General features: G+C 73.5%; 10 protein-coding genes, 4 tRNA genes and 1 riboswitch. Of the genes, 4 read left to right on the top strand and 10 right to left on the bottom strand.

The window, feature by feature from the left end:
- Positions 1-117: 117 nt before the first annotated feature.
- The 5 genes from AB0G59_RS20055 to AB0G59_RS20035 all read right to left on the bottom strand — a co-directional run bounded on the left by AB0G59_RS20055 (position 118) and on the right by AB0G59_RS20035 (position 6134).
- Complete coding sequence (locus tag AB0G59_RS20055) at positions 118-1332, bottom strand: peptidoglycan DD-metalloendopeptidase family protein (RefSeq protein WP_360913306.1); 1215 nt, start codon at positions 1330-1332, stop codon at positions 118-120.
- Between the two features lie 11 nt (positions 1333-1343).
- Positions 1344-1480: riboswitch (cyclic di-AMP (ydaO/yuaA leader) on the bottom strand.
- A 139-nt stretch (positions 1481-1619) separates the two neighbouring features.
- Positions 1620-2840 carry a PP2C family protein-serine/threonine phosphatase gene (locus AB0G59_RS20050; protein ID WP_360913304.1) on the bottom strand — a complete coding sequence of 407 codons (1221 nt, stop codon included), beginning with the start codon at positions 2838-2840 and terminating at the stop codon, positions 1620-1622.
- Between the two features lie 185 nt (positions 2841-3025).
- Positions 3026-4684 carry a DEAD/DEAH box helicase gene (locus AB0G59_RS20045; protein ID WP_360913302.1) on the bottom strand — a complete coding sequence of 553 codons (1659 nt, stop codon included), beginning with the start codon at positions 4682-4684 and terminating at the stop codon, positions 3026-3028.
- 198 nt (positions 4685-4882) lie between these two features.
- Positions 4883-5086, bottom strand: coding sequence for a cold-shock protein (locus AB0G59_RS20040; RefSeq protein ID WP_109282060.1), 204 nt, complete (start codon positions 5084-5086; stop codon positions 4883-4885).
- A 211-nt stretch (positions 5087-5297) separates the two neighbouring features.
- Positions 5298-6134 carry a DUF6227 family protein gene (locus tag AB0G59_RS20035; RefSeq protein WP_360913299.1) on the bottom strand — a complete coding sequence of 279 codons (837 nt, stop codon included), beginning with the start codon at positions 6132-6134 and terminating at the stop codon, positions 5298-5300.
- Between the two features lie 179 nt (positions 6135-6313).
- Between AB0G59_RS20035 and AB0G59_RS20030 the strand changes: the two genes are divergently transcribed.
- On the top strand, positions 6314-7036 hold the full coding sequence (locus tag AB0G59_RS20030) for an SDR family oxidoreductase (RefSeq protein WP_360913297.1): 723 nt from the start codon (positions 6314-6316) through the stop codon (positions 7034-7036).
- 50 nt (positions 7037-7086) lie between these two features.
- Here AB0G59_RS20030 and AB0G59_RS20025 read toward each other — a convergent pair whose 3' ends face one another.
- The 5 genes from AB0G59_RS20025 to AB0G59_RS20005 all read right to left on the bottom strand — a co-directional run bounded on the left by AB0G59_RS20025 (position 7087) and on the right by AB0G59_RS20005 (position 12423).
- Positions 7087-8310, bottom strand: a complete 1224-nt coding sequence (locus AB0G59_RS20025; protein WP_360913295.1) for an MFS transporter — start codon at positions 8308-8310, stop codon at positions 7087-7089.
- Between the two features lie 370 nt (positions 8311-8680).
- Positions 8681-8753, bottom strand: a tRNA-Lys gene (locus AB0G59_RS20020).
- A gap of 131 nt (positions 8754-8884) precedes the next feature.
- The gene (locus tag AB0G59_RS20015; protein WP_360913293.1) at positions 8885-11107 is read right to left on the bottom strand and encodes a DEAD/DEAH box helicase; all 2223 of its coding nucleotides are present in this window, start codon (positions 11105-11107) and stop codon (positions 8885-8887) included.
- A gap of 283 nt (positions 11108-11390) precedes the next feature.
- Positions 11391-11840, bottom strand: coding sequence for a hypothetical protein (locus AB0G59_RS20010; RefSeq protein WP_360913291.1), 450 nt, complete (start codon positions 11838-11840; stop codon positions 11391-11393).
- Positions 11841-12072: 232 nt separating this feature from the next.
- Positions 12073-12423 (bottom strand): metallopeptidase family protein, encoded by a 351-nt coding sequence (locus AB0G59_RS20005; RefSeq protein WP_360913344.1) that lies wholly within the window; start codon positions 12421-12423, stop codon positions 12073-12075.
- A gap of 203 nt (positions 12424-12626) precedes the next feature.
- On the opposite strand from AB0G59_RS20005, the gene AB0G59_RS20000 reads away from it, so the two are divergent.
- From AB0G59_RS20000 to AB0G59_RS19990, 3 genes are all read left to right on the top strand, one after another.
- Positions 12627-12699 (top strand) — tRNA-Glu (locus AB0G59_RS20000).
- 39 nt (positions 12700-12738) lie between these two features.
- Positions 12739-12813 (top strand) — tRNA-Asp (locus AB0G59_RS19995).
- A gap of 26 nt (positions 12814-12839) precedes the next feature.
- Positions 12840-12913 (top strand) — tRNA-Phe (locus tag AB0G59_RS19990).
- Positions 12914-12941: the final 28 nt, after the last annotated feature.

The following is a 12941-nucleotide window of genomic DNA, read 5'->3' as shown; positions in this document are numbered from 1 at the left end:
ATCGCACGCAGAACATTCCCGGCAAATCACATCTGTGGCTCCTGTAACCCGGCTGCCTCTCTGGGGTTGCGGTGCCCGTCGGCCTCTCCCTCGGCCTCCCTCGGCCTCCCTCGGCGACTAGGGCTGCAGCCCCCTGGCGCGCAGCCACGACAGCGGGTCCACCGGCGCACCGCCGCCGGGCCGCACCTCCAGGTGCAGATGGGGGCCGGTGACGTTGCCGGTCGCGCCGACGCGGGCGATGACCGTGCCCGTACCGACCTTCCCGGACGTGACCACCATCGACGACAGGTGGCAGTACCAGATCTCGGTACCGTCGCCGAGCGTCAGCACGATGCGGTAGCCGTACGCGCCGGCCCACCCGGCCTGTGTGACCGTGCCGCCGCTGACCGCCTTGACCGGGGTGCCGGTCGGGGCGGCGAAGTCCTCGCCGGTGTGGTTGGCGGACCACATGTTGCCGGCCTGGCCGAAGCCGGCGGTGAGGGTGTACGAGCCCACGGGCAGGGTGTACGAGCCGGTGGCGGCGGAACCGTGCTTTCCGGCAGGGGCCGGGGTGCGCTTCGCGGGGGCCGCGGGCCGTTCGGCCTCGCCCGCCCCGGTCCGCTCGGCAGCGCCGGCCGCCGCGGCCCGGCCGGCCCCGTGCGCCTCCGCCTCGGCGGCCTGCGCCGCCGCCCGTGCCTCCTGGGCCTCCTGCGCTTCGCGCGCCTCGTGTGCCTGGGCCTGCTCCGCCGCGGCCTTGCGCTTCTCTTCCGCCGCGGTGCGCGCCTCGCTCTCCCGCGCGGCTTCGTCGGCGGCGTCCTGCTGGCGCTCGGCCTGCTGGAGGATGCGGGCGCGCAGTGCCTCGCCGGCGTCGGCGGCGCTGTGCATGGCCGACGCGACGGCTGGGGCCCCGTCGACCGGTCCGGCCCCCGCTTCGGCGCCGGGGGCCTGCTTCTCCTCGCCGCCGGCTATGAGGGAGCCGACGCCCGGAAGCTTCTGCGCCAGGTCGGGCACGGATATCGGCGTCGGCGGACGGTCCTGCGCGCTCGCCATGCCGCCCGCGCCGACCGCCGCGATGACGCCGACGCCCAGCACCGCGCCGCTGCGGGCCATCGTGCCGCCGCGCTGCTTGACGACGCGGTGTCTGCCGCGGACGGGCCCCGTCGCGGAACCCTCGGCCGGGTTCCACTCGCCCCAGGTCTCCTCGCCGTCGGGGCCGTGACCACCGTCATGAGCGAAAGCGGAGCCGTCATCGGCGAAGTCGGGGCCGGCCGACGCCTCACCCGAGGCCCCACCCGGAGCGCTGTTCGAAGAACCGTACGAACTGTCGTCGAGAGCAGGCCTGTTGGACGCCACGGAGGCGCACTCCTTTCCTTCCTCTCGCCTACCGGGTTAGCTGACGGGTTCGGAGCAGGAAGGTCTCCTACGGGCCGGCGCGCGGTCCGATTCACCCCAGAGTTGATGGTTCCCCGGTTCCGCCCACGGGATTCGGCGAAGGCGCGCGGCGCCGCCTCTTGCGACGGCTGCAACGACCGCGCTGCGTTATCGAACGTTAATAGACACCGCCACCGGATTCCAAGCCGAAAGCATGAAATGGCACGCCTCTTGGGCGGATTTTGCGATGCGCACCAGCTGACCGTTCGTCAGTTGTTATCGGTTCGCATGCGGACGGTACGGGTGGTGGTCTGGGTGAGCGCGTGGGTGATGACGGCGGGGCGGTGGCGGCCGTCGCCGCGCCGGATGGCGAGCAGGGCCATGTCGTCGTCGGCCGGGCCGCCGGCGTGCCGGGCGACGTCCGCCGTCAGGGCGTCCAGCAGCGCTTCCGGGTTCCTGAACTGCTTGCCGCTGAGGCGCTGCAGCGGGTCGTAGAAGTTGCCCTCGGCATCCCGCGCCTCGGTGACCCCGTCCGTAAAGAGCAGCAACGTGGACCCCGCCGGGAACTCCCACTCCTCCACGCGGTCGGGCCATTCCCCCAGCTCCCCCATGCCGAGCGGCAGCGCCGGCGCGCCGGGGTACGCCTCGCCGACCGTGCCGTCGGCGTGGAGCAGGAGCGGGGGCGGATGGCCGCGGTTGACCAGGCGCAGCGCGGTGGTGCCGGGCGGGACCTCGGCGAGTACGGCGGTGGTGAAGCCCTCGCTCTGATCGAGGTTCGCGCGCCGGGCGCCCTCTCTCTGCAAGGCGCGCTCCAGTCGCACCGCGAGCCCCTCCAGCGTGCGCTCCTGCTCCGCCGCCTCCCGGAACGCGCCGACCACGACGGCGACCGCCTCCACCGCGCCGAGCCCCTTGCCGCGTACGTCCCCCACGATGGCGCGCACGCCGTACGGGGTCTCCTGCACGGCGAACAGGTCGCCGCCGATCCGGGCGTCGGCCTCGGCCGCCAGGTAGCGCGCGGCCACGCGCAGTCCGCCGATGCGGGCGGGTGGTACGGGCAGTACGGCGCGCTGGGCGGCCTCCGCGATGCACCGGACGGAGGCCAGCTTCCGGTCGCCGCGGCGGACGACGCGGTTGATGCCGAGGGCGAGGGCGGCGACGGCCAGCACGGTGGCGATCTCGGTGACGGCGGCGCCCGTGTGGGGCACCCGGCGGATGATCGTGAGGGTGGTCATGGCGGTCAGGGCCGTGACGGCGGTGGCGAGCGTCGCGCCGTGGGACAGCAGGGCTGCCGCGATGAGGGGTGAGCAGGCGAAGAAGGGGGCGGAGGAGTAGTGCGAGGGCGTCAGGACGTCGAAGACGACGCCGGAGACGATCAGCAGCGCGGGCAGCGGGCGCGCCACGGACAGCCGGCCGGTGAGGTGCGGGCCCGTCCGGTGGCCGTGCGCGAATGGTGGCTCCGACTGGGGTTCGAGCCCCTCTGGCATCCCCACCGTGCGTTCTCCTGACCGGCCGCCGTCCCTGGGCATCGCGTTCCACCCTTGCGCAGCGCGCGGGCCTTCGCGAGCGGTGTTGCGCCGGACGGGGACGGGGAAACGGTGAGGCGGGGCCCGGAAGACCGGGCCCCGCCTCATCGGGACATCAGGACGTCAGCGCGGAGCCGGACGGGATCGGCGCGTCAGGACGCGGCCGAGCGGCGACCGCCGCCACCGGCGCCACCGCGGCGCGAACGGCCGACGGCGTTGCCCGGGCGGGTGCCGCCCGAGCGGCGCGCACCCTCGCCGCCGCCGTTGCCGCCGAAGCCGCGGAAGGGGCGCCCGCCGCCGTTGCCGCTGCCGCCCGAGGCGGGAGCGCCGGCGGCGTCCGTACGGGTACGGCCGCGGCCGCCGCGGCTGCCGGAAGAGGAACCGCGCGAGCGGGAGGAGGACTTGCCGGCGCCCTGCGGCTGGGCCGGGGCCGGGGCCGCGATGACGACCGGGACGCCGCTGGGCTCGCGCGCACCGGTGATGCGGGCGAGCTCCGGGTCGGTCGGGTAGGTCTTCATGACGTTCGGGGTGATCTGCGCCGTGGTCATCATGCGGCTCATCTCGCGCCGCTGCTCGGGCAGCACGAACGTGACGACCGTGCCGGACTCGCCCGCGCGGGCGGTGCGGCCGCCGCGGTGGAGGTAGTCCTTGTGGTCGACCGGCGGGTCGATGTTCACGACGAGGTCGAGGCCCTCGATGTGGATGCCGCGCGCCGCGACGTTCGTCGCGATCAGGGCGGTGACCTGGTCGGTGCGGAACTGGTCCAGGACCCGGTTGCGCTGCGGCTGGCTCTTGCCGCCGTGCAGGGCCGCGGCGCGCACGCCCTCGGACAGCAGCTTCTTCACCAGGCGGTCGGCGCCGCGCTTGGTGTCCACGAACATGATCACGCGACCGGCGCGGGCTGCGACGCGCGTGACGGCGTCCTTCTTGTCCTGGTCGGTGACGTGCAGCAGGTGGTGGTCCATCGTCGCGACCGCGCCCACCGACGCGTCGACGGAGTGCGTCACCGGGTCGGAGAGGAAGCGGCGGACGAGCCGGTCGACGTTGCGGTCGAGGGTCGCGGAGAACAGCATCCGCTGACCGTCCGGGCGCACCTGGTCGAGCAGCTTGGTGACCTGCGGCAGGAAGCCCATGTCGGCCATCTGGTCGGCCTCGTCGAGGACGGTGATCGCCACGTCGCCGAGCTTGCAGTCGCCGCGCTGGATGAGGTCCGCGAGCCGGCCCGGCGTCGCGACGAGCACCTCGGCGCCGCGCGCGAGGGTCTGGGCCTGGCGCCCGATGGACATGCCGCCGACGACCGTGGCCACCCGGAGGTTGACGGCGGTCGCGTACGGGCTGAGCGAGTCGGTGACCTGCTGCGCCAGCTCGCGGGTGGGGACGAGGACGAGCGCCAGCGGGCGCTTGCCCTCGGCGCGCCGGCCGGCGGTGCGGGCGAGGAGCGCGAGGCCGAAGGCGAGGGTCTTGCCGGAGCCCGTGCGGCCGCGGCCGAGGACGTCACGGCCGGCCAGCGAGTTGGGGAGCGTCGCGGACTGGATCGGGAAGGGCTCGGTGACGCCCTCGCGGGTCAGGGTCGCCAGCAGGCCGGAGGGCATGTCCAGCTCGGCGAAGGTGTCGACGGGCGGGAGGGCCGGCGTCGTGCTGACCGGCATCTCGAAGTCACCCTGCGGTGCGGCGGGGCGCCGGCGCGCGGCCGGCTGGGACTCGTCGGAGCGGCGCGGTCGCGAGGAGCGGGCCGGACCCGAGGTGCGAGCGGAGCGGGCAGGACGGGCGGGCCGATCGGGGCGATCGGTGCGTGCGGCGGAGCGAGTCATGCGGGGACCTTCCCTCAATGGGGTGCCAAGCCCCCTGTGTGGCCATTCTGGCGGGCGCCGAGTGGCGCCTTCGGCCTGTTGTGACGAGCGCGACAATGGGGCCCGCACCCAGTGGTGCGGGCCCCATCGCGAGGTTCAGCGAGCTTCTGAACGTCCGGAAGACTCCTGGTCGTTCGTAAGGCTCCTGATCGTCGGTCGTCAGATGGTGACGATGTTCTCCGCCTGCAGGCCCTTCTGGCCCTGCGTGACGTCGAACGACACCTTCTGGCCCTCGAGGAGCTCACGGAAGCCGCTCGAGGCGATGTTCGAGTAGTGGGCGAAGACGTCGGGGCCGCCGCCGTCCTGCTCGATGAAGCCGAAGCCCTTTTCGGAGTTGAACCACTTCACGGTACCGGTCGCCATTTTTGTCTCCTTAGCGATGGGATGGGCCCCAAGGCCGGAAACAAGACCGGCGAAAACAAAAATGCGCCTTCGGCTACATAACCGTCAGGCGCACACGAGTTCATGGGTACCACAACTGCAACTCGAACTAGTGTAGCACAGACCGACAGAGCCCTGCTGAGCTGGGCAAACGCCCCTCCGCACACCACTCCCCCCACCCGCCCCGGCCGCGCTATAACTCCACCCCCTGGGCCCGGGCGTGCCGGTCCGCCGCCACTTCCGCCTCCGCCTCGTCGAGGTAGACCTCGCAGACGAGCCGGCCGTCGGCCGTCATGTTGTGCTCGAGCTCCCAGAGGCTGACCTCGCCCCCGCCCTCCAGCAGGAAGGCGTGCTCGTAGAACCGGCACCAGGTGGCGTCCCGCCCGGCGCTGCGGCGCCTCGGCTTGGTGATCAGCGCGATGTGGTGGCCGAGCGCCCCCTGGAGCAGCTCCCGCACCACCTCCCCCGGCCCGTCGGCGTTCTCCGCGCGCCGCAGCAGCCGGCGGGCGTGATCGGGCGAGGCCTCGGCGACGTACTCCCGCCGGGGCCGCGTCGGCCCCATGGCCAGCAGCAGCTCCTCCGCCAGCCAGGCGGGCAGCTCCTCGTCCTCGCTGCCGGGGCCGATGCCCCCGCCGCCGATGCGGTCGTGCACCCGGCGCTCGGCGGCGTCGAGCGCGCTCTCGTGCACGTACAGCTCGTACAGGAACCCCTCCCGCACGCCCGTGTCGTGCTCCAGCTCGTACAGCAGCAGGCTGCTGCCGTCCGCGAGCAGGAAGATGTGCCGGTAGGTGTTGCAGCGCAGGGGGCGCGGCTCGTCGTTGCGCTGACGGTACGAGCGGAGCTCGGCCTGGTGCATCAGCGCGGTGCGCAGCCGCTCCAGGACCGGCTCGCCGATCTCGAAGCCGTTCTGGGCCCGCTTCAGCAGCTCCTCCACCTGCTCGGCGGGCGTCGGTTCGCGGCCGGCCGGGCCGCCCGGCTCGCCGCAGCCCCTGCTCTCGCCCTCGCCCCCGCCCGCTCGCGTCTTCGCCATGCCCGTCGACCTCCCGACCTTCGCCGCACCCACCCCGCGCCACTTACCGTAGCGGCGCGAACACGGGAGGGGGGCGGGGTTTTCACCAACTGGCGGCAGGGCCGGGGGCTCCGCCCGGCCGGTCCCCCGAACGCCTGCCCGCCGGGCGCACGGCCCCGCGCCCGCCTAGCGTGCTGGGCATGACCCTTGGACTCGTCGTCATCACGGGCGCCGGCTCCGGTTTCGGCGCCGCGTGCGCCCGGCTGTTCGCCGAGGACGGTCATCCCCTGCTCCTGCTGGGGCGGCGCACGGACCGGCTGGAGGCCCTGGGGCTGCCCGGGGCCATGGCGCGGGCCGTCGACGTCACCGACCGCGCCGCCTTCGCGGCGGCGGTGGCCGGGGCCGAGGCGGAGTACGGGCCCACGGACCTGCTCGTCAACAACGCCGGCGTCATGCTCACCGGCGATCCCCTCACCCAGGACCCCGCCGAATGGGACCGGATGATCGATGTCAACATCCGGGGCGTCCTCAACGGGGTCCACGCCGTCCTGCCCGGCATGGCCGAGCGCGGCCGGGGCACGGTCGTCAACGTCAGTTCGATCGCGGGCCGCAAGACCTTCGGGCCCAACGCGATCTACTGCGCGACGAAATTCGCGGTGCACGCGGCGACGGAGGCCATCCGCGAACAGGCCGCCCCGCACGGCGTGCGCGTGAGCGTCATCGCCCCCGGCTACGCGGCGACCGAGCTCAGCTCGCACATCACCGACCCGGACACGCGGGCGGCCTACCAGGCGGCGGAGGCCTCCCTGGAGGGCGGGCTGACGGCCGACGACGTCGCCCAAGCCGTCGCGTACGTGTACCGGCAGCCGCAGAACGTCTGCATCCGCGAGATCGTCCTGGCGGACACGAACCAGGTGGCCTAGCGGGCCGTACGGGCCGGGGCGTACGCACGGGCCGGGGCGTACGTATGGGCTCAGGCGGCCTCCACGACCGCCGGCGGCCCCTCGCCCGACCGCCCGCCGGCCCACCACCCCGTCAGGGACAGCGCCGACAGCAGCACCCCCGCCCCCACGAACGACCCCGCCGGGGCGGCGTCCACCACGTACGGCAGCAGCAGGAGCCCGGCCGTGCCGGCCGTACGGGACGCGGTCTGGTCGACGGTCAGGAGCCTCAGCCGCTCGGCCGGGCGGAACCGGGACAGGTGCGTGCGCAGCGTCACCGCGCAGACGGGGAAGAGCAGCCCGGAGGCCACGCACAGCGCGACGACGGCCGTCATGGAGTCCGCGACGCCCAGCCCGGCCAGCGCCAGCCCGGACGCCGTCCACGCGAGGCAGTACGTGGCCAGCCACGGCCAGGTGCGCGGCAGGTGCCCGGTCAGCAGGTTCCCGGCGAGGCCGCCCGCCCCGGTGGCGGCCAGCGCCAGCCCGTAGCCGACGGCGCCCTGGCCGAAGCGGGAGACCAGCAGGGGCGGCAGGCCGACGGTGGAGACGGCCGCGGCGAACAGCGCCACCCCGTGCACGGCGATGGCGACGCCGACGCGCCGGTGCGCCCTCAGCACGGACCGGCCCCGTACGCCCTCGGGCCCCATGGCCGCCCGCGGCGGGGCCGTCCGGCCGGCCGCCGTGCGCCGGCCGAGCCATCCCAGGGCGAAGGCGGAGACCGCGAAGGTGAACCCGTCGATGGCGAACAGCTGGATCTCGGACATGTACTGCAGCAGCACGCCGACGCACCCCTGGCCGACCACGGCCGCGACCCGCGCGGTCAGGTCGAACAGGCAGCTGACCTGGGCGACCTCCTCCGGCTCCACGAGCTGGGGGATCAGGGCGGCGAGGTTCGGTTCGAACAGGGCGGTGAGCGCACCGAGCAGCAGGACGAGCGCCAGCATCGCCGCGAAGCCCGTCAGGTCCGGTGACCACAGCAGCGGCACGCCCACCGCCACCGCCGCACGGCCGGCGTCGATCCATGCCAGGGAGCTCCAGCAGGCGAACCGCGCCATCAGCGAGCGGGCGCCCCCGAGCACGATGTACGGCAGCGCCTCGACGGCGGCCACCAGGCCCATCAGCGCGGACGATCCGGTGGCCGCGTAGACCACCCACATCGCGGCGAGCCCGTACAGCCGGTCGCCCAGCACGGACAGCGTCATCGACAGCCACAGCACCCGCACCGGCCTGCAGCGCAGCAGCCGAATATGCCTCATGGCGACGTACCTCCGGCAAATCCGGTTCCGGGGTGCCGCACCCTAGGGCCGCCCCCGCGGCCCATCCCCGGCGAACCGGCACGAATGCGGAGCAACGCCGGCCGCGCGCCACCCGCACGTGTCGCGGTGTTCGCCGGCCGTCTCAGTGAGTGGACCGGCGGCCTTTATCCGAAGCCCCGGTGCGTACGCGAGCCGCGTTCACCTATCCGGATGACTGTCCCGGGATTCGGCGACGCGAAAGCGACCGGTCGATGCGGGAGTTGGGCCTGCCGTCGCGTCGGGTCCTGCCGGACATGACTCCGCCCCGGCCGGGGTTCCCGGTCGGGGCGGAGGTGCGCGGGTCACAGGCGTCGCCCGACCCGCTTCGCGGTAGGCCGTGTGGGACTCGAACCCACAACCAATGGATTAAAAGTCCACTGCTCTGCCAATTGAGCTAACGGCCCGCACACCGCAGCATAGCCCGGACGGGCCCCGGAGCCCGAGTCGTTATGGCTCTCCGTCGCGCCGGGCACCAACGGGCGAGGGCCCGTACGACACTGTCGTGTCGTACGGGCCCTCAGTTCAGCTGGGCTGATCAGCCGTTGCGCTTCCAGCGCGGCTTGTCGTCGCGGCGGCCGAACGAGCCGGTGCCGGTGCCACCGCGGTGGTCGTCACGACGGCCGGCCGGACGGTCGCCGCCGGAGCGGTAGCCACCGGTGGAGGGGCGGTCGTCGCGGCGGTCGCGGTTGAACGGACGGTCGCTGCCGCCGGAGCGGAAGCCGCCACCGGTCGACGGGCGGTCGTCACGACGGAAACCACCGGAGGGGCGGTCGTCGCGGCGGAAGCCGCCACCCTGCGGGCGGTCGTCACGACGGAAGCCACCGGACGGGCGGTCATCGCGGCGGAAGCCACCGGAGGGACGGTCGTCACGACGGAAGCCACCGGCGCGGTCGTCGCGACGGTCGTCACGGCGGAAGCCGCCACCCTGCGGGCGGTCGTCACGACGGTCGTCACGACGGAAGCCACCCTGCGGGCGGTCGTCACGGCGGAAGCCACCGCGGTCGTCACGACGGTCGTCACGGCGGTCGTCACGACGGAAACCACCGGAGGGGCGGTCGTCGCGGCGGAAGCCGCCACCCTGCGGGCGGTCGTCACGGCGGAAGCCGCCACGGTCGCCACCGCGGTCGTCACGGCGGTCGTCGCGACGGAAGCCGCCGGAGCGGTCGTCACGACGCGGGCTGTAGTTGCCCCGCTCGTCACGGCGCTGCTCGTAGGCGGGCGCGGACTGGGCCGGCACGGAGGCGACGGGCGCCTCCTCCGCCTTGGCGGTCTCGGCGGCCTCGGCAGCGGCGGCCTCGGCGGCAGCGGCGACCGCGGCCTCCGGGTCCTCGCCGCGCTCGCGGGCGGCACGCGCCAGGAGGCGGTCGGCCTCCTCGCGCAGCTCGGTGGCGCGACGCTGGACGCGCTCCAGCTGGCGGTTGAGGTCCTGGAGCTCGCGCTCGGCCTGCTTGGCGGCGTTGGCCGCCGAGTCGGCCTGGACCTCGGTCAGGGAACGGGCACCCGTGATCTTGGCGACGTCCTCGTCGAAGGCGCCGGCACCGCCGACGATGTGGCGCGAGGCGTCGACGCCCGCGTCCTCCATCAGGCGGAAGATCTGCTTGCGCTGGTGCGGCAGAGCCAGGGAGACGACCGTGCCGGACTGGCCGGCGCGGGCCGTACGGCCGGAGCGGTGCAGGTAGTCCTTGTGGTCGCCCGCGGGGTCGACGTTCAGGACCAGGTCGATGCCGTCGACGTGGATGCCGCGGGCGGCGACGTCGGTGGCGACCAGGCAGTTGACGTAACCGGCCTTGAAGTCCTCCAGGACGCGGGTACGGGCGCCCTGGGTCATGCCGCCGTGCAGCGCGTCCGCGCGCACACCGGAGTCGAGCAGCTGCTCGGCGACGCGGTCGGCGCCCATCTGGGTGCGGACGAAGATGATCGTGCGGCCCTTGCGGGCGGCGATGGCGGCCGTGACCGGCGCCTTGTCCTTCGGCTTCACGACGAGGACGTGGTGGGTCATGGTGGTGACCGCGCCCTGCGCCGCGTCGACCTCGTGCGTGACCGGGCTGACCAGGTAGCGCTTGACGAGGGTGTCGATCTCGTTCTCCAGCGTGGCGGAGAACAGCAGGCGCTGGCCGCCGGCCGGAACCTGGTCGAGGATCTCGGTGACCTCGGGCAGGAAGCCCATGTCGGCCATCTGGTCGGCCTCGTCGAGGACGGTGACCTGGACCTTGTCGAGGGAGGCGGCGCCGCGGTTGAGGATGTCGCGCAGACGGCCCGGGGTGGCGACGAGGATGTCGACGCCGCGCTCGAGGGCGTAGATCTGGTTGCCCATGGACGTACCGCCGCAGACGACCTTCATCTTCAGGCCGAGGACGTCGCCGTAGGGCTGGAGGGCGTCGGCGACCTGCATCGCCAGCTCGCGGGTCGGGGTGAGGATCAGGCCGCGGGGGCGCTTCTTCTCGGTGTGACCGCCGGCCAGCGTCGACAGCAGCGGCAGACCGAAGGAGAGGGTCTTGCCGGAGCCGGTGCGGCCACGGCCGAGGATGTCCTTGCCGGCCAGGGCGTCCGGGATGGTCGCGGCCTGGATCGGGAAGGGCGTGGTGACGCCGTTCTGCGCGAGCTTGCGGACGATCGAGTCGTCCAGACCGAGGTCGGCGAAGGTGATCTTCGGCTCGGCCTCGACGGCAGCGGTGTCGACGGCCTCGACGGCGTCAGCGGTCTCGACGACCGTCTCGACGGCCTCGGGCATGGTGGTGGTGTCAGTGGAAATGGACATGCGAAATGCGAAACCTTCCGGAGTTTCGGCACGCGCCCAAGCTCCGTGTCGGCTTCACAAATGACCGCCTCGATGCGGTCAGCCACGGCAAGGTAAGGAACGCGCCACACGGCGCGCTTCTGTCAGGCGCCGGGCAAATGGGATCAAACGATCTACCACCATACGCACCCACCGCCCGGCAGCGCAAGCTGGCGCCCGGATGGCCTACGCCACATCCCGCACGCGCCCCCTGCCGACCTGCCTCGATGCCCCCTGCGGAACGGCCCCGGAACCCTTGCCGCGCCTAGGAGGGGCCGGGCTGCGGCGTCGACGGCGAGGTGGGGCCGGGGGGCTGGGAGGGGGGCGTGGGAGGCGGCTGGGTGGGGGGTGCCTGGGTGGGCGGCTGCGAGGGCGCCGGCGGCTTGCCCGGCGCCGGGGAGGTGCCCGGGCCACCGGCCGGCGGCTTCGGCTGGGCGCCGGGCTTGCCCGGCCGCCCTGCCGGGGGCGAGGCGCCCGGCGCGGTCGAGGGCGAGGCCGACGCCGATTCGGACCTGCCGCCCTTGGCGGCCGGGCTGCCGCTGGCCCCGCCCTTGCCCGACTTCGCGTCCGCGTGCCCCGGGCGGCCGCCCGGGAGCCGCAGGCCGCCGTCCGGCTGCGTGCCCGTCTCGCGCTGCTTGCCCGACCCCGCCGGGGCGGGGCGTCCCGGGTCGCTCACGCTCATGCACCCGCCCAGGGTCAGGGTCGCGACGGCCACGGCCGCGATTCGGGTGAACGTTGCTGCGTGCGCTGACAATGCGCGCATGGGACGGACCGCCTTCGGGTACAGGGGGACAGGCCCCCTGCCCAACTGGCACCGCACCGCGCAGGACACGCCGGGCGCCCGGGCGTCAGCCATCGATCATCCGTAGCCCTGCACCGGTCCCGCCCGCCTCACGACCGGTCCTGTCCGGTCCCCGCCGATCGCGCCGCGACCCCGGGGCGTCCGCTCACCCGTAGCCCAGCGCGTGCAGCCGCTCGTCGTCGATGCCGAAGTGGTGGGCGACCTCGTGAACGACCGTCACCTCCACCTCCGCCACGACCTCTTCGCGCGACTCGCACATCCGCAGCGTCGGTCCGCGGTAGATCGTGATCCGGTCCGGCAGCACCCCGGCGTACCACTCGCCGCGCTCGGTCAGCGGCGTGCCCTCGTACAGCCCGAGCAGCTCCGGGTCCTTGGCATCGGGCTCGTCCTCCACGAACACGGCGACGTTGTCCATCAGCCGTGTCAGCTCCGGGGGGATCCGGTCCAGCCCCTCGGCGACCAGTTCCTCGAACTCCTCGCGCGTCATCTCCAGCACCCGGCCATTGTCCGCCACGAAGCCCGCCGGGGGCATGGGGCGCCGCTCCCGACACCACTCCCGGCGCCACGCCGGAGCCGTACCGGGGCCGTCTGCGGACCCCTCCCGGAAAGCGCTCGGCAAACCGTTTTGGCGTTAGGTCCCTGCATCCCATATGCTTCTCACGTCCCCGAGGCGCTGCGAAGCGCCCAGGTGGGCCATCAGCCCTCATCGTCTAGTGGCCCAGGACGCCGCCCTTTCAAGGCGGTAGCACGGGTTCGAATCCCGTTGGGGGCACGCTGTACCGTGTGCGAGACTAGTGCTCGCACATAGCATGGTCCTGTGGAGCAGTTTGGAGTGCTCGCCACCCTGTCAAGGTGGAGGCCGCGGGTTCAAATCCCGTCAGGACCGCTGTGGTCATCCTCGGATGATCGCGTGGCTGGGTAGCTCAGTTGGTACGAGCGTCCGCCTGAAAAGCGGAAGGTCGCCGGTTCGACCCCGGCCCCAGCCACAGTGAGCCCCTCACCATCGGTGAGGGG

This window comes from Streptomyces sp. NPDC021096 (assembly GCF_040641275.1).
GTDB lineage: Bacteria > Actinomycetota > Actinomycetes > Streptomycetales > Streptomycetaceae > Streptomyces.
The sequence above is the reverse complement of the archived record's forward strand: the minus strand, read 5'-3'. Positions and strand labels throughout refer to the sequence as shown.